This is a genomic window from Bacillus sp. AFS029533, from assembly GCF_002585125.1.
GTDB lineage: Bacteria > Bacillota > Bacilli > Bacillales > Bacillaceae_G > Gottfriedia > Gottfriedia luciferensis_B.
Genome location: NZ_NUQC01000006.1, coordinates 162,533 through 178,717 on the forward strand (window position 1 = coordinate 162,533; position 16,185 = coordinate 178,717).

17 protein-coding genes are annotated in these 16,185 nt (G+C 34.6%); 15 read left to right on the plus strand and 2 right to left on the minus strand.

Annotated features, from left to right (window positions below; all coding sequences use genetic code 11):
- The first annotated feature begins 186 nt into the window (after positions 1 to 186).
- The 9 genes from COE53_RS03820 (at position 187) to ytaF (ending at position 9,442) form a co-directional block, all read left to right on the plus strand.
- Positions 187 to 393, plus strand: coding sequence for a helix-turn-helix domain-containing protein (locus tag COE53_RS03820; RefSeq protein WP_254664621.1), 207 nt, complete (start codon positions 187 to 189; stop codon positions 391 to 393).
- A 23-nt stretch (positions 394 to 416) separates the two neighbouring features.
- A complete protein-coding gene (locus COE53_RS03825) occupies positions 417 to 2,036 on the plus strand; it encodes a YceG family protein (RefSeq protein WP_098947477.1) in 1,620 nt (539 codons plus the stop codon).
- Positions 2,037 to 2,050: 14 nt separating this feature from the next.
- Complete coding sequence (locus COE53_RS03830) at positions 2,051 to 3,136, plus strand: toxic anion resistance protein (RefSeq protein WP_069034881.1); 1,086 nt, start codon at positions 2,051 to 2,053, stop codon at positions 3,134 to 3,136.
- Between the two features lie 414 nt (positions 3,137 to 3,550).
- Positions 3,551 to 4,546, plus strand: a complete 996-nt coding sequence (locus COE53_RS03835; protein WP_069034880.1) for an iron-siderophore ABC transporter substrate-binding protein — start codon at positions 3,551 to 3,553, stop codon at positions 4,544 to 4,546.
- Positions 4,547 to 4,559: 13 nt separating this feature from the next.
- A complete protein-coding gene (locus COE53_RS03840; RefSeq protein ID WP_286162535.1) occupies positions 4,560 to 5,621 on the plus strand; it encodes a FecCD family ABC transporter permease in 1,062 nt (353 codons plus the stop codon).
- A 50-nt stretch (positions 5,622 to 5,671) separates the two neighbouring features.
- Positions 5,672 to 6,718: a FecCD family ABC transporter permease gene (locus tag COE53_RS03845; protein ID WP_098947479.1), complete on the plus strand. Its 1,047-nt coding sequence runs from the start codon at positions 5,672 to 5,674 to the stop codon at positions 6,716 to 6,718.
- Positions 6,719 to 6,811: 93 nt separating this feature from the next.
- On the plus strand, positions 6,812 to 7,639 hold the full coding sequence (locus COE53_RS03850) for an ABC transporter ATP-binding protein (RefSeq protein WP_098947480.1): 828 nt from the start codon (positions 6,812 to 6,814) through the stop codon (positions 7,637 to 7,639).
- Between the two features lie 262 nt (positions 7,640 to 7,901).
- On the plus strand, positions 7,902 to 8,612 hold the full coding sequence (gene tatC, locus COE53_RS03855; protein WP_254664620.1) for a twin-arginine translocase subunit TatC: 711 nt from the start codon (positions 7,902 to 7,904) through the stop codon (positions 8,610 to 8,612).
- Between the two features lie 188 nt (positions 8,613 to 8,800).
- Positions 8,801 to 9,442 (plus strand): sporulation membrane protein YtaF, encoded by a 642-nt coding sequence (gene ytaF, locus COE53_RS03860; RefSeq protein WP_098947481.1) that lies wholly within the window; start codon positions 8,801 to 8,803, stop codon positions 9,440 to 9,442.
- Positions 9,443 to 9,505: 63 nt separating this feature from the next.
- Here the strand turns inward: ytaF and COE53_RS03865 are convergent, their stop codons facing one another.
- Positions 9,506 to 10,327: a COG4705 family protein gene (locus tag COE53_RS03865; RefSeq protein ID WP_069034874.1), complete on the minus strand. Its 822-nt coding sequence runs from the start codon at positions 10,325 to 10,327 to the stop codon at positions 9,506 to 9,508.
- A gap of 160 nt (positions 10,328 to 10,487) precedes the next feature.
- Between COE53_RS03865 and COE53_RS03870 the strand changes: the two genes are divergently transcribed.
- The 3 genes from COE53_RS03870 (at position 10,488) to map (ending at position 13,067) form a co-directional block, all read left to right on the plus strand.
- Positions 10,488 to 11,501 (plus strand): S66 family peptidase, encoded by a 1,014-nt coding sequence (locus COE53_RS03870; RefSeq protein WP_098947482.1) that lies wholly within the window; start codon positions 10,488 to 10,490, stop codon positions 11,499 to 11,501.
- 248 nt (positions 11,502 to 11,749) lie between these two features.
- Positions 11,750 to 12,160 (plus strand): NUDIX hydrolase, encoded by a 411-nt coding sequence (locus COE53_RS03875; protein WP_098947483.1) that lies wholly within the window; start codon positions 11,750 to 11,752, stop codon positions 12,158 to 12,160.
- Between the two features lie 160 nt (positions 12,161 to 12,320).
- Positions 12,321 to 13,067: a type I methionyl aminopeptidase gene (gene map, locus COE53_RS03880; RefSeq protein WP_025671231.1), complete on the plus strand. Its 747-nt coding sequence runs from the start codon at positions 12,321 to 12,323 to the stop codon at positions 13,065 to 13,067.
- 50 nt (positions 13,068 to 13,117) lie between these two features.
- On the opposite strand, the gene COE53_RS03885 is transcribed toward map, so the two are convergent.
- The gene (locus COE53_RS03885) at positions 13,118 to 13,516 is read right to left on the minus strand and encodes a VOC family protein (RefSeq protein ID WP_069034871.1); all 399 of its coding nucleotides are present in this window, start codon (positions 13,514 to 13,516) and stop codon (positions 13,118 to 13,120) included.
- A gap of 151 nt (positions 13,517 to 13,667) precedes the next feature.
- Here COE53_RS03885 and COE53_RS23825 point away from each other — a divergent pair, with 151 nt between their 5' ends.
- The 3 genes from COE53_RS23825 to COE53_RS03895 all read left to right on the plus strand — a co-directional run.
- On the plus strand, positions 13,668 to 13,829 hold the full coding sequence (locus tag COE53_RS23825) for an RAxF-45 family protein (protein WP_180242385.1): 162 nt from the start codon (positions 13,668 to 13,670) through the stop codon (positions 13,827 to 13,829).
- 117 nt (positions 13,830 to 13,946) lie between these two features.
- A complete protein-coding gene (gene abc-f, locus COE53_RS03890) occupies positions 13,947 to 15,830 on the plus strand; it encodes a ribosomal protection-like ABC-F family protein (protein ID WP_098947484.1) in 1,884 nt (627 codons plus the stop codon).
- A gap of 146 nt (positions 15,831 to 15,976) precedes the next feature.
- On the plus strand, positions 15,977 to 16,185 hold a 209-nt coding region (locus COE53_RS03895), incomplete at its 3' end, for a hypothetical protein (RefSeq protein ID WP_180242386.1).

Sequence of the window (16,185 nt, forward strand, 5' to 3'; positions counted from 1 at the left end):
TAACAAAAAAGTAGGTTAATAGTTAAAAGGGGAAAGTGTTTATATTTCCCCTTTATTATCGTTTAGTACATCTTTAGAAAATGCGATGTTAGAAAAAAAGTTTCTAAAGATGTACTAGATTGTAATTTAAGTTTAAAAAGTTTTTCTAATGTAATGTTGCATTATTTGGAAGTTCGGGGTGGGATTTTGAATAAACAAAGTAATACGATAAATTTAAATGATCCAAGTTTACTTAGTTCGCGTCAAGCGTGTCAAGAATGGGGGATCAATGACTCAACATTACGGAAACGAATAAATGATTTTCCAGAAGGTACGATACGTAAATTTGGTTCCTCTTGGGTAGTAACTCGTGAAGGTATGTTAGCAGTTTTCGGACAACCAAAAATGAAATAATAACATCGGAAAGGAGTATCTATATGTCTGCGATCAACCCAAAAGCAATAGATATTAATCAACATGAGTGGTTGAGTATCTTGAAACAACCTTTGAAATTAAGACAATCTTATCAAGTAGAAGGTGAAACCATACAGTTTAATCAAATTGCATGGCGAATTTTAGGAACAAACATTGATGAAGACGAGTATTTTGAAAACTTATATGAACTAGCACATGACGAATCTTTAAATGTCATTCTATTAAGCGATGATTTAAACAAGACAATTTCGAATGATATGTTGCAAGCAGTTCAAAGAATAGTCACAATAAATACTGCTGAAAATGGATTGTCAGTGAACAGACTAATTGCATTCCTTGAAGGTGAGCGATTAATTCCGAAGCACGAAAATCAGAACATACATATACATATTCGAGAGCAAATTAAATCTGTATTATCTACCTTTAAAGATTCACAAAAAAATGGATTCCTTGATAGCAATTTTAGAAGGATCATAGTTGATTTAGTGAAATGGTTGCATAACCATGTAAATGAATGGATTGAGGGTTTTCCTAATCGTTCTCCACTGATCTTATGGTATGGTGACACAACGTTAAGTGAAAGCTATTTCCTTTACTTACTAATCCTTTTAGGGTTTGATGTAGCTATATTTCACCCTGAAGGTAAAGATTTATTAGCGCATTTATTAGGCACTAATAGCGACGGAATTAAAATACTACCTTCAACGACATCTTTAGTACCTTTTCCACTAGAAAAGCCAGTTAGGAAGAGTACAGTTGCTCATAGAGCAACAAAGGAAATTGAGAAATTATTGCATACTGAGGATTCACTATTATTTAAACCATGGCAATTTAGAAATTATGCTCCAAGATCAATTACGTTAAAAACAACCTTTGATGAACTTTTCATTTTACATAAAGAAAGAGCAATGTTACGTCCTAATTTTCAAGTAAAAGACAATAGTGTTGAAATACCGGTTTTCTTTATGAAGATTTTAGGTGTGACGAAAAACCACCGTGAATATTGGGAAAAGGTTGGCCAACTAACTGAAAGCAGTTTAACCCTTAAAATAGATAAATTTCCATTTACCCAATTAGTTAAAGGCAACCAACAATATCATTATCAAAATGCTTTAGGGCGTGATGGGCTGCTTGACCCCCTTAAGATGTTGGCTAGTAACTGGTGGAGATATAAAGAACTTCCAAGCGGATTACAGTTTGGTCTAGCTTCTGCTATATCTAGATATGTTGACCGAGCAAATATTAAGTTATTACCAAATGAAACAAAGGCTCAGACACAACTATTTTTGTTTAGCCAATCTATGAATATACCAAATGAAATATTAAGATTACTACAACAGTTTGATTACACCCAACAAGTTCCAAAATTAATTATTTATAATACAGAAAGAGATGGTGAACTAAATAGAAACGACGCAGCACTACTGCTATTATTAAATGAGTTTGGAGTGGATCTAGTATTACTTAATCCTACGGGTCAGAATGATATCGAATTATTTGTAGATGACAAATTATTCGATTCCCATTGGCTAGATGAAGTTACTTTTGATACTGAATTTCAAGTGTTGCGAGCATCAGGACAGTCACTAATTAAAAATCTATTTAGAAAAATAGTTAAATAAAAGGGGAACTTAAAATGTCGATAAATACACTTACTAGTTTAGAAAAGCAAGATGAAATTTTACAAGCGAATGCAAATGATATGAAATTGCAATTAAGAAATGAACCTGAGGTACACCGTTTAGCTAGTTCAATAGATCATAAAAACCAAATAGCTTTATTGGAGTACGGGAAAGAACCAGCAACTGAAATTTCAACCTTCTCAGGTAAAATATTAAATACAATTAAGGCTTCAAGTATGGAAGAATCTAGCGTTCTATTAAAACAATTAGGGAAAATTATGGACCGCTTCGATGCGAAAGATTTTGCAGAAGAAAAAGGGTTTCTTTCAAAAATTTTTAATCGTGGTCAAAAGTTAATTGATAAATTATTTGATAAATATCAATCAATGGGTACTGAAATTGATAAAGTCTATGTAGAAATTACAAAGTATGAACACGAAATGAAAACATCTACAAATACATTAGAACAACTTTACGAGCAAAACGTAGCATATTATATAGACTTAGAAAAATATATTGTAGCTGCAGAAATGAAAGCAGAAGAGTTAAAAACACAGCTTCCTGCTTTAACTGAACGAGCTGGATCAGGTAATCAACTTGCTATGATGGAGTTGGATTCATTAAAAAATGCGATTGAGTTACTTGAACAACGTACTTACGATTTAGAAATGGCAAAACAAGTTGCTTATCAATCAGCTCCGCAAATTCGTTTATTACAACGTGGTAATACGAAACTGATTGGTAAAATTAACTCAGCCTTTGTAACAACAATTCCAATATTTAAAACTGCATTAATTAATGCAATAGCAGCTAAGAGACAAAATTTAGTAGCTCAATCAATGAATGAGTTAGATAAGAGAACAAACGAACTATTATTACGTAATGCCAATACAATTTCACAGCAAAGTGTAGATATTGCTAAATTATCAGGAGCTCCTAGCATTAAGATCGAGACGATGGAAGAAACTTGGAATATCATTATGAAAGGTATGCAAGAAACGAAAGCGATTGAAGAAGAAAATAAAATTCAACGTGAACAAGGTAAGTTGCGTTTAGAGCAGCTACAAGAAAACTACATTAAGCTTAAGCAAGGAAAGTAAAGATATTAAGGGTTTTTCGATAGTTTTTAAAAGTCAGTGGCCGTTCAGCTACTGACTTTTGTTTTTATTGTGTTTTAACTGAAAGGCTCTTAACTATTTACTTAATACTAATTAATTAATGCTTCTTATTTATAATGGGGAGGTCCATTTTAGCAAATTTTGATTCTTTTATGTTAAAAAAATGTTATTATAATATAATGAGATGAAATAAAAAGTTAATGCTAAAGTACATAGTGTTGTAAATAAATGGAAGATAAGAATAGTGGCACTTAATTAAATAATTAAAGCTGATAAGTGGATAATTCTGAAAGTTCTGTAACAATGATGGGAATATATTGACATTAAAAGTCGCTTTAGTATAATTAATGATTGAAAATGATTATCAACTTCAATGTTAATTAAGGAGAGAACGAAATGATTAGTAATATCAAAATGCCCAAATTGCTTGGGATTTTTATGTCTTTATTTTTATTGATTGGTCTAGTTGGCTGTTCGTCAGATTCAAGTAAAAAGTCTGATAAAAAGTCTTCAAATGAATCGGCTGTCACAGTTGATACTAAATTCGGTAAAGTGGAGATCAAAGGGCAGCCGAAACGTGTTGTTGCTCTAGGTTGGGGAGATGCAGAGACGGCACTAAGTCTTGGAGTTGAACCAATTGGTGCAAGTGACTGGCTTGCTTTTGGTGGTGACGGTGTAGGACCTTGGTTAAAAGGTGCATATAAAAAATCACCAACGATTCTTGGAACAATGGAACTTGATTATGAGAAAATTGCTTCTCTTAAACCAGATTTAATTCTTGATGTAAAATCTTCAGGTGATGAAGAACGATACAAACGCCTTTCAGAGATCGCTCCAACGGTAGGGGTTCCTAAGGGTGGAGATAATTATTTAACGACTACTACAGACCAGGTGCGAATGATTGCACAAGCCCTTGGTAAAGTAGATAAAGGTGAAGAACTACTTAAGGATGTAGATGTGGCATTTGATAAAGCAGCTAAGGCAAATCCTGAATTTGCAGGTAAAACGGTTGCTGTTGGTGCTTACGATTCTTCAGGTTTTGGTGCATACGTAAAAGGCGATTCTCGTGTTGATTTTGTAACGCGACTTGGATTCAAAAACAAGGAAGAGATTGAAAAATTAGCTAAAGGTAATTTCTTTATTAAAGTTGCTGACGAAAAGTTAGACTTATTAAATGCTGATCTTACGATTGTTTTACCTATTTTTGTTGATCCAAAAGAGATAACAAATAATAAACTTTATCAGAAGATTCCTTCTGTAGCTGATGGAAGATCAATAATTCTTGATACAAATTCATCAAACGCATTTTCAACAGGAACGGTTCCTGCATTATTATGGGCAATCGATAATTTACCACAACAGTTTAAAAAAGCATTAGAAGGCGGGGAGTAAAACAGTGACAGCGATGAAGCAACCAAAAAACAAAACGACTCAAGTAGTTGAGGAAAATAAAAAGACAATTACTTCAATGCGGTTGCAACGATTTTTGGGCTTCATCGTAGCACTATTACTTTTGGTAGCTGTAGTGTTCTTAAGTTTAATGATTGGTGCTAAATCCATACCTTTTGGAGTAGTATGGGATGCGTTGTTTTCACCAAACAATAGCTATGACCACACAATCATTCATAATACGAGGATACCACGAACACTTATTGCACTAATCGTTGGACCTGCATTTGGACTTGCTGGAGCATTAATTCAGGTACTGACTAGAAATCCACTAGCGGACCCCGGTATTCTCGGTGTAAATGCTGGGGCAGCCTTTGCAGTTGCAATCGGAGTTGGTGTATTTTCTGTTACATCGATGTCTGCCTATATGTGGTTTGCACTAACTGGTGCATTAATTGCGACAATTGCTGTGTATGTTATAAGTGGAGGAGCTGGGAAAAAAGCTCCCACACCTGTACAAATTACACTTGCTGGAGTAGCACTTGGGGCCACCTTAAGTGGGATTACTACATCATTGACATTAATAAATAGTAAGGCATTTGCACGAATGTTGAACTGGAGTGTTGGGACATTAGCTAGGAGAAGTCTTGATGACCTTTGGCTTGTTCTACCCATTTTAATCGTTGGTGCATTATTAGCTTTTGTCATTACTCCTGCATTAAACGCGATTGCCTTCGGAGATGATCGTGCATCCTCTTTAGGAGTAAATGTTGGTGTGACTCGTGCAGTAGGTTTGATTGCAATTACACTATTAGCTGGCGGGGCAACTGCGATAGCGGGACCAATTGGTTTTATAGGTTTAATGGTGCCACATTGTGTGCGATGGTTCGTCGGTCCAGACCAATTCTGGATTTTTCTATACTCAATAGTAGCAGCACCTATCATACTCATCCTTTCAGATATTATTGGTAGAGTTGTATTGTTACCTTCAGAAGTTCCAGTAGGAATCATCACGGGACTAGTTGGTGCACCGATTCTACTGATTCTTGTTCGTAGACGAAAAGCGAGTGGATTATAAAATGAAAATGATTTGTGGCAAAGGTTTGAATGTAAGAAGGAGTGAATATTATGCGCCCCATTAATTATGGCAGGCACTATCTACAACTGAAATGGCCTGTAAAGGCGCGAATTGATGTGAGGAGCATGATTGTTACGACAATCCTTCTTATAGCCACGATTGCAATTGCAATGTTTGCATTAATGGTAGGCACACTGAAATTGAGTGTTCATGAAGTTTTTTCTGCTTTAATTGGCCAAGCGACAGGGATGACGAGAACAGTTGTGGTCGAATGGCGGTTACCACGGGTGGTGGCTGCGATTATTTTTGGTGCAGGTTTAGCAATAAGTGGCATGATCTTTCAATCAATTACTCGGAATCCATTAGGGTCTCCTGATATCATTGGTTTTACCTCAGGCTCTTATACTGGAGCACTTATTGTGCTTCTTGTTTCTAAGTCGACTTCTAACATTAGTGTAGCTGGTGGGGCTTTGATTGGTGGATTCGCAACGGCTCTCCTTATCTATTTGCTTGCTTTTCGAAAAGGAACGCAGAACTTTCGCCTTATTATCGTCGGAATAGCAGTTTCGGCGATCTTAGGAAGTATCAATTCGATGCTCCTTATTAAAAGTGATGCAGAGGTTGCGTTAACTGCAGCGGCTTGGGGAGTTGGATCATTAAATGGGATTGATTGGAAGCAAGTAGTTACTCCAGCCATTGCTGTCATTATTCTCATTATTTGTGCTGGGATCATGAACAGACCATTGCGTGAAATGGAGTTTGGCATGGATGCTGCGAAATCTCATGGTGTTCGAATTGAACGATCCCAACTATTACTGATTCTTATTGCAGTTGCATTGACGGCTGCTCCGACAGCGGTTATTGGGCCAGTTAGTTTTGTAGCGCTTGTTGCACCACAAATCGCTAAACGTATCACCAAATCAGAGGAGAGTATTTTACCAGCAGCAATGATGGGAGCGTTTCTTTTGCTTGGAGCGGATGTTCTCGCGCAAAGAGTAATTCCAGGAACAATTTTTCCGGTAGGTGTGGTAACTTTATCATTAGGTGGAATATATTTAGTGTGGCTATTATTTCGTCAAGCTCGATCAGCAACTTAAACGAAATAAAAATGAACAAGGTTTAGTAGGACCTTTCTCACAAGGGGTTTCAAGTATTACGATATTCTGATTGAAAGAAGTTGAAAATGAATTATGAAGTTAACAGCGGCAGAAATTCAAAGCCAAAAGACAATACAAACAGAGTCTAGACTTTGGACAGAAAACATTACAATCAAATACGATAATCGGGTAATATCCAGAAACCTTTCAGTACAAATTCCAGACGGATCATTTACAGTAATTGTTGGTCCTAATGGATGTGGGAAATCAACTTTACTTCGAACACTTTCAAATTTGTTAAAACCATCTGAAGGGCAAATTTTACTAGATGGAAAAGTTATAACATCTTATAAGTCAAAGGAAGTAGCTCGTAAACTAGGTCTATTACCTCAATCTTCAACAGCTCCAGACGGAATAACGGTGGCGAATTTGATCGCACATGGTCGATATCCATATCAGAGTCTTATAAGACAATGGACTGATGAAGATGAAGCAGCAGTAATATCTGCGATGGAGCTTACAAATACGAGCGATTTGTCACATCGATACGTAGACGAACTATCCGGAGGACAAAGACAAAGAGTTTGGGTCGCGATGGTACTTGCCCAACAAACACCAATGCTGCTACTTGATGAGCCAACGACTTACCTTGATATTGCTCATCAAATTGAGTTGTTAGAGTTATTTAAAGATCTAAATCAACAAGGAAATACATTAGTTGCTGTTTTACATGATTTGAATCATGCTGCGAGATATGCAGATAATATTATCGCTATGAAGGATGGCCAAGTGATTGCACAAGGAGATCCACGGGAGATTATCACTGCAAAACTAGTCGAAGAAGTCTTCGGTTTAAAGTGCATAATAATTGATGATCCAGTTGCCAATACACCACTAGTCGTTCCATTAGGTAAGGGATAATTAACTTGTGATTTTAGTTTAATATCACTAATAAAAAAATAAGNNCTTATTTTTTTATTAGTGATTTTTTGTTGAGTTAATTTTCCTATCTAACTTACTCATATTTAAAAATCAATTTACTATCATTAGTATCTGTTTTTATATCATGTTTTTTATTAAGAAATTTTAATTTGAACTAATTGTATTTGTTTGAAATAATCATAGTGGGATAAAAAAGTATTTAATACAATTGTTCTAGTAAATGACAAAGCGGAGAATTCATATGAATAAAGAAATGGAAGTAGTCGATCATCTTGAGGAACTGCGTAAAAGAATTATCATTACAGCAGTTACTTTTATTGTTCTATTTATAATTGGGCTCGTTTATGTAGAACCCATTTATAAATTCTTAACAAAGGATTTAACATATAAACTAGTCGTGCTAAGTCCTGGGGATATATTATGGGTCTATTTTTCGATATCTGCCGTTTTTGCGGCCGTTTTTACGATACCGGTTGCAACTTGGCAAACTTGGTTATTTGTTAAACCGGGTTTACATCCTTCTGAACAAAAAGGGATAGGATTTTATATCCCCGCGCTATTTTTTCTGTTTGTTTTTGGATTAGTTATTGGCTATTATTTTGTTTTTCCTAATATCCTTAGATTCCTAACGATAATGGGACAAGGTATGCTTGAACAAAACTACACTGTTGATAAGTATTTCTCTTTTCTTTTTAATCTAGTCGTTCCATTTGCTGCATTTTTTGATATGCCAGTCGTGATCATGTTCTTAACAAAAATCGGCATTGTGAAGCCTAGTTATTTACAGAAAGTGAGAAAATATGCATATTTTATCTTAGTAATCGTCGCGTGTTGTATTTCACCACCAGACTTTATTTCACATATTTCTGTCTCGATTCCGTTAATTTTATTATATGAACTAAGTATATTAACATCTAAATCGGTATATAGAAAAAAAGAGGTAAATGAGTAAAAGCTCATTTACCTCTTTTTGTTTCAGCATTTTTATAAGGTTTATTAAAAAGTCTATACTCTCATAATCTTTTTATTAGTAAATTTTTAAACTTTGAACAAGTTGACTAATCATAAATTCTTCATAGGTTATAAAAAGCTAGGCAAATAACTTTTGTCGGAAAAAGGATGAAGTAAGGAGCATATACTATGCATTATTCAATTTGGATCACTGTTTTATTTCTTGCCTTTTCATCTAGTATTGATAATTTTGGAGTAGGAATAACTTATGGAATTCGAGGTATAAAGGTTGGTTTATTAGCGAATTTAATTATTTCCATCATAGCGTTTATTTTCAGTGAAGCAGGTATTGTTTCAGGTCAATATATTTCAAAAGTGTTTCCAGGAACACTTTCGAATGTAATCGGTGCATTTTTTTTACTGGTAATTGGACTTAGAATTGTTCTACTTACTTTTCCAAGAAAAGATAAACAGACCATAATAAATAATGATGACGAATCAGTATCAAATATCGTTACAAATTATTTAAGTTCACCGGAGAAAGCCGATGTTGACCATTCAGGAGATATAAGTAGTTTTGAAGCAATCATATTAGGGACTGCTGTTTCAATGAATGCACTTACGAACGGATTAGGTGTTGGATTAATTGGACTTTCACCATTTGCAATATCGATAGCGGCCAGTATTTTTAGCTTTTTGGCAATTTGGTTAGGAGTCCTGTTAGGAAAAAAAGTCGCCAATGTGAAAATTGGTGGATGGTCGCTTGGGCAATTTAGTTCCATTATTAGTGGAGTAATATTAGTGTTGATTGCGATACACAATCTAATATAATAATAAAATTAGAAAAGAGCTGATGACAATATTTCAACATCAGCTCTTTTCTTTAATATATTATTAAGCGATTGTAGATTGGGCGACAACATCATCTTCATTTTGTACATCCTTCTTTGAAAAAGAAAGATATCCAACTAGGATAATGATGATAATTGATAATACTAGACTTACTGGCCCACCACCAAATCCAAGTCCACCGTGCTTTTGAGATACAGAACTCCAGTCAGAAAACGACGCACCAACAGGTCTAGTCATAATGTAAGCAAACCAGAATGAGAAAATTTCATTTAGCTTGAAGAATTTTCTACCAATAACGGGTATTGCCAATAAAGCTGCAAACAATAAACCTGATGTAAAATAACCTAAATGCATTGTTGAGGCAGTCATATCGCCAGCTGCAGTTCCTAATGCGAAAGTTCCCATAACGACCGACCAATATAAAATCTCACGGCGTCGTGTGTATATACTGTGGATAGAAAGAGTTTTCTCCATCTTATACCAAATCATAAAAATAATTGCCAACGAGACTGCAAAAAATACGGTTGATATCACGTACGGAACCCCAAGACCAACGTGTACAACGTCTGCGGCTACTGTACCAAATACACTAATCATTACGACAACTAACCAATAAATACTAGGTACATATTTACGGACTTTAAATTGTAAGTATAAAGATAGAATTAGGACGATTAAAGCTACTGCAACACCTATTACTGGTGTTAAAGTTTTTACAATATAATCGGAAAAAACTTCGCCCATACCAGTCGTTACCAATTTAGTAAGCCAGAAAAAGATTGTTACCTCTGGAACTTTTTTAAATATATTTTGTATTGGTGCACTTGTTGTCTTATTTGTTTGCTTTTGTTCAATTGATTCCATTACATAATCCTCCTTACTGGATTTAAATATAATGTAAACAAGTTTTATGAAAGTAAAATGAAAATCGGGTAGGAATTATGAATAATCCAGAATTTAGAAATTTTGGTTGTATATCCCTTCGTATTCTATTAGAATCAATTAAAAGAAAATGGGTGGTAAGATGATCAAGTATCCAGTTTTAAAAAGTGGTGCAACGATAGGGGTGACCGCACCATCATCAGGCTTAAAAGAACAGTTCCATGAATTGATGAAGCAGTCCATTAACCGCATGGAAAAAGGTGGATATAAAGTGGAATGTGGAGAAGTTGTTTGGACGCAGGACAAAGCAAAATCAGCGAACGCTAACAAACGTGCAAATGAATTAAATGTAATGATGAATGATGAGAAAATAGATTTCATTTTTCCTCCATGGGGTGGAGAGCTTGCAATCGAAATTCTTGATCAATTGGCATTCGAAAGCTTCAAAGAAAAATGGATTTTAGGATATTCTGATACGAGTATTATTTTATTAGCATTAACTTTAACAACAGGGGTAGCTACTGCACACGGAACGAATTTAATCGATTTAAGAGGAGAATATTCAGATGAAACAACGGCTATGTGGCAGAAGGTATTAGCAACTAAATCCGGTGACTCGATCACTCAAACTTCATCAGAATTATTCCAAGCAAAATGGCAACATGAAAATCCAACACCATATGTATTTCATTTGTCCGAAAAAACAAAGTGGAAAACTACATCGAATAAAGATGAGAATATCAAAGGAAGATTGCTAGGTGGATGTATTGATGTGATTAGACATCTTGTCGGAACTCCTTATGGAGATGTACGTTCATTTAGAAGTAAATACATTGAAGAGGAACCAATCATTTGGTATTTCGAGAATTGTGAAATGAATACAACTGATATTAGAAGATCCTTAGTACAAATGAAACTTGCAGGATGGTTTGAAAATTGCGCTGGGATATTATTTGGACGGAGCGCTGCAAATCAAGCTGTAGATAACTATACAATAGAAGATGTTTATAATGAGTTAAAGGAAGAATTAGAAATTCCAATAATTTACGATATTGATTGTGGGCATGTGCCGCCTCAAATTACATTAATTAATGGCGCATTTGCAGAAGTAGACGTAAGTGGTGGAAAGGGTAAGATTGTACAGACTTTTATATAATTCAAAATACACAAAGCGTTTTTTATCGAAGAACGCTTTTTTTTATTAAAATTTAAAAAAAGAAAACAAGCGCCATTATCGTAACAGCCACTGTGGCAATACCAATTACCACTTTTGTGTAAAGAACATATCCATCAGAAAGTTCGGTTTCTTAATACTTGCTACTTTGATTTACTGAAAAGTTTGAATATTGATGTTATAATGGCATTCCGTGCGAAGCATATTAAGGTTCTAGTAGAGGTGACAAAATGAAAAAGGTCAACGTGGTCTATACGCTTATCTATGATGAAGTAACTAATAGTGTTTTAATGGTTCAAAATGAAAATGAAGTATGGACATTACCTGGTGGTGCTGTTGAAGAAAATGAAACGTTAAAACAGGCAGCAGTACGAGAGGCGTTTGAGGAAACTGGATTAGAAGTGGAAGTAGGCAATATTGTAGCGATTAATGAAGCCTTTTTTCCTGAAAGAGGACATCATGCAATCTTGATTACATTTAGTGCAAAAATAATCGGTGGAGATCTAGTCATTTCACGTGAAGAGGAAATCTTACAAATTAAATGGATGGATCTCCAAACGGCAAATCAATTAATGCCCTATCATAAGGAGGGAATTGAAAAATTATTAGAGTCATCGGTTCCTTATACGTTTCAAGGTTAAATAAAGGTGCCTTAGTCACTTAAAATCGATCTCGTCCCCTAAACCTCTTCCATTAATCCTGCCTTTTTTGTCTTGTATAAGTGCTTAAAAGACTATAACATAGTAATATTATGGCATAATATAAGAAAGTCAAATTATTAAAAGAATCAGGAGCAGTAAAATGATTATCAATAATGAACAAGAATTAGAAGCTTTAAGAAAGATCGGTCGTATCGTAGCATTAGCGAGAGAAGAAATGAAGGCAAGAGCTGTCGTTGGAATGACAACAAAAGAATTAGATGAAATCGGAAGACAAGTTTTAGAGGAGCATGGTGCAACTTCAGCCCCACAAAAAGAGTATGATTTTCCTGGTACAACATGTATTAGTGTTAATGAAGAAGTTGCTCATGGAATTCCGGGAGACAGAGTACTTCAAGATGGCGATTTAGTTAATGTCGATGTGTCAGCAGCATTAGATGGATACTATGCAGACACTGGAATCTCTTTTGTAGTTGGGAAAGGTGACTTACTAAAAGAGAAACTTTGTAAAGTTGCAGAAGATGCATTTTGGGCTGCAATGAAAAAAACAAAAGCAGGTTCAAAGCAAAACCAAATTGGAAGAGCAGTATATAATGAAGCAATGAAAAATGGTTTAAATGTAATTGAAAACCTAACTGGCCACGGAATTGGAAAAAGCCTTCACGAAAGCCCGCAACATATATTAAGCTATTTCGATCCAATGGATAAAGCGTTATTAAAGGACGGTCTTGTATTAGCAGTAGAGCCATTTATCTCTGCAAATGCAGACCACATTATCGAGTCAGGAGATGGCTGGACATTTGTGACGCCAGATAAGAGCTTAGTTGCACAATGTGAACATACAATTGTTGTAACAAAAGGCGAGCCAATCATTTTAACCCAATTGTAATAGGATAGAAAAAGCGAAGAATTTAAGTTCTTCGCTTTTATTTTTTTCGGTTACACTTGCTTAGAATAATTTAACTCCCAAGTAAATCCATTTTTATCTTTTACAACAGCAAATCTAGAATTCCAAAATGTGTCTTGAAGCTCCATATGTATTTCTCCGTCTTTTGATAACTTTTCATAGATTGAATTAATTTCATCTTCAGAACTCATGTCTAGCGTTGTCCAAACATTGTCACCTTTTATTAATGGTCTAAAAGCATCTGCAAAATAAATTACACAGTTTTCATTGATATGTAATTCTGCGTGTATGTATTTTCCTTCGTGCCCTTTGAACATTTCCATACCATCGCCGGTTTGTGTGTTTTTTATTTCACCACCAAAGATTTGTTTGTAGTACTCTAGTTCTTCTTTACAGTTTTCAACGTAAATATGAGGTAAAATATTTTTCATTTTTTCTCCTCTTTCTTTTGAATAATTAAATATGAATTGCGAACAATAAGTCACAGTTTTAAGTATAGCCAAATAGAATAGGTATTGTGCTAAAAGTTAAAATATTTTATAATTTAAATAAATTTAAGTTCGAAAAGGAGGTGTAGAAAAGATGTTACGTTTTCAAATGGTTTGCGCACAAATGATTGAGTTTTTATATTATTGTCGTGCAAAATTTGCGTTTTTAGCTGTTAACGGGATACGTCTGTCCAATTTTAACAATTTAACAACTCAAATAAAACGAAAACGTACTCTTTCCTACGACTTCAATTGATAAAATAATTGTGTGATTACACACTTCTATTTAAATCATTATTTAAGCCATGGATGGGTTCATTAATCTATGGCTTTTTTCTATGGATTGGTACGGAAAATAGAAGGAGAATTAAACATGATTGCATGTAGTATAGAAAAAATTTCAAAAATGTTTGGTGGAAATTCACTTTTTACGGAATTATCATTTCAAATACATCAAGGTAGCCGTGTAGGTTTAGTTGGAGCAAATGGAAGTGGTAAAACTAGTATTTTTAAACTTTTAACGGGTATAGAATCACCTGATACTGGTTCAATTCATTTTAAAAAAGGATTAAAAACAGGATACTTAGCTCAGATTCCTGTTTTTCTAGATGAGATGACTAGTAGGGATGTACTATTAACTGTTTTTGAAGAATTACGAAAAATAGAAAATGAGATGAAGCAATTAGAAATGAAAATGTCTAATACAGTAGATGAACGTAATTTAGAACAATTGCTAGTCAGTTATGGATCATTACAAGAGAAGTTTAGCAATAACGGTGGTTATGAGATGGAAGCTTCACTTGCGAAAATTGCTAATGGATTAGGAATCACCGACTTACTTACTAAGCAATTTGCTTCTTTAAGTGGTGGAGAAAAAACAAAAATTGGATTAGGGATCGTCCTTTTACAACAACCTGATTTACTATTACTTGATGAACCAACGAATCACTTAGATTTATCTGCTATTGAGTGGTTAGGTTCATACTTAAAGGAGTATGAAGGAACGATTATTGTCATCTCGCATGATCGTTATTTTTTAGATGAGGTAGTCAATCATATTTTAGAATTAGAAGATGGAGAAATTAACGTCTACCATACGAACTATTCACAATATGTTATTCAAAAAGAAGATAAATTACTAAAAGAATTCCAGGCTTATGAAGAGCAGCAAAAGAAAATACAAAAAATGAAAGAAACGATTAAACGCTTAAGAGAATGGGCTAATCAAGCAAATCCACCGAATGCTGGTTTGCACAGAAGAGCTAGAAGTATGGAAAAAGCGTTAGAACGAATAGAGAGATTAAAACGCCCGGTATTACAAAAAAAGAAAATGGCATTTCAATTAGAGGAATCTGGTCGAAGTGGCAAGGATGTAATTGTTGCAGAAAATCTTTCAAAATCCTTTGTAGACAAAGTTTTATTTAATCAACTTAACTTTTCTTTATACTATGGCGAAAGGGCAGTTATTGTAGGAGATAACGGGACGGGTAAATCGACTTTGTTGAAGATGATTTTAGGTCAATCATCAATCGAGGAAGGAAAAATTAAACTTGGTAGTAACGTAAAAATCGGTTATTTATCACAACATTACGAACCAGTCCATTCGGATCACACCGTACTTCAGGAATTCAGAGAAGAAGTACATGTTACAGAAGGTGAAGCACGTAATATATTAGCTGGCTTTTTATTTTATGGCTATATGGTCTATCGAAAAGTAAGTCAACTTAGTGGTGGAGAGAGAATGAGATTAAGATTGGCTCAACTTATGTATCAAGACATTAATTTATTAATCGTAGATGAGCCTACTAACCATTTAGATATTGAATCTAGAGAAGTATTAGAAGACGCTCTAGAGAAATTCAACGGAACGATTCTTTCTGTCTCACATGACCGTTATTTCATTAATAAGCTATTTTCAAAAATTTATTGGCTAGACAATGGTGGGATTTTCGAATTTATTGATGATTACCAAATTGCAAAAGAAAAAATGACGATCTATCGAAATAATAGAGAAAAAGAAAAAGTGATTAAAACAAATTCGTATTCTAAACCAATAAAAATAAAAACAAAAATGCGAACGATCGAAGACATTGAAAATGAAATCTATTCTTTAGAAGAAGCAGTCAGTCAAATCAATAAACAAATGTTGCTTGAAAATGATTTAAACATTTTACAGAATTATCATCGAGAACTTGAAGAATTAGAATTGAAAAGTACCGCTTTATATAAAGAGCTTGAGGAATATATTGAATCTTAAATTATGGTAAGTATTTAGTATAGGTTAAACTTATAGGCAAAACCATCAATTTAAAAAATAAATTAGTTAAATGTCTTAGTACTGGCTCATGCCATTATTAGAATTAATAAGCTATAGGGATATGATTCTATTTAGGTGGTGAGTGCATGATATTTGATGAACTTTATAGCCGATATCCTGGACCGGGTTATGCTCAACCAGGCCAAGGCCAAGGACAGGGACATGGCCCAGGTCAAGGGCACGGTCAAATGCCAGGACACGGTCAAATGCCAGGACACGGCCAAATGCCGGGACACGGTCAAATGCCAGGACACGGTCAAGTGCCAGGACACGGTCAAGTGCCAGGACATGGACC

Excerpts from the sequence above, each read along its gene's own strand:
- COE53_RS03830 (WP_069034881.1), top strand. The coding sequence starts at position 2,051 with ATGTCGATAAATACACTTACTAGTTTAGAAAAGCAAGATGAAATTTTA.
- map (WP_025671231.1), top strand. The coding sequence starts at position 12,321 with ATGATTATCAATAATGAACAAGAATTAGAAGCTTTAAGAAAGATCGGT.
- ytaF (WP_098947481.1), top strand. The coding sequence starts at position 8,801 with ATGCATTATTCAATTTGGATCACTGTTTTATTTCTTGCCTTTTCATCT.
- COE53_RS03885 (WP_069034871.1), bottom strand. The coding sequence starts at position 13,516 with ATGAAAAATATTTTACCTCATATTTACGTTGAAAACTGTAAAGAAGAA.
- COE53_RS03870 (WP_098947482.1), top strand. The coding sequence starts at position 10,488 with ATGATCAAGTATCCAGTTTTAAAAAGTGGTGCAACGATAGGGGTGACC.
- COE53_RS03850 (WP_098947480.1), top strand. The coding sequence starts at position 6,812 with ATGAAGTTAACAGCGGCAGAAATTCAAAGCCAAAAGACAATACAAACA.
- COE53_RS03865 (WP_069034874.1), bottom strand. The coding sequence starts at position 10,327 with ATGGAATCAATTGAACAAAAGCAAACAAATAAGACAACAAGTGCACCA.
- COE53_RS03840 (WP_286162535.1), top strand. The coding sequence starts at position 4,560 with ATGAAGCAACCAAAAAACAAAACGACTCAAGTAGTTGAGGAAAATAAA.
- COE53_RS03835 (WP_069034880.1), top strand. The coding sequence starts at position 3,551 with ATGATTAGTAATATCAAAATGCCCAAATTGCTTGGGATTTTTATGTCT.
- COE53_RS03875 (WP_098947483.1), top strand. The coding sequence starts at position 11,750 with ATGAAAAAGGTCAACGTGGTCTATACGCTTATCTATGATGAAGTAACT.
- abc-f (WP_098947484.1), top strand. The coding sequence starts at position 13,947 with ATGATTGCATGTAGTATAGAAAAAATTTCAAAAATGTTTGGTGGAAAT.
- COE53_RS23825 (WP_180242385.1), top strand. The coding sequence starts at position 13,668 with ATGTTACGTTTTCAAATGGTTTGCGCACAAATGATTGAGTTTTTATAT.
- COE53_RS03845 (WP_098947479.1), top strand. The coding sequence starts at position 5,672 with ATGCGCCCCATTAATTATGGCAGGCACTATCTACAACTGAAATGGCCT.
- tatC (WP_254664620.1), top strand. The coding sequence starts at position 7,902 with ATGAATAAAGAAATGGAAGTAGTCGATCATCTTGAGGAACTGCGTAAA.
- COE53_RS03825 (WP_098947477.1), top strand. The coding sequence starts at position 417 with ATGTCTGCGATCAACCCAAAAGCAATAGATATTAATCAACATGAGTGG.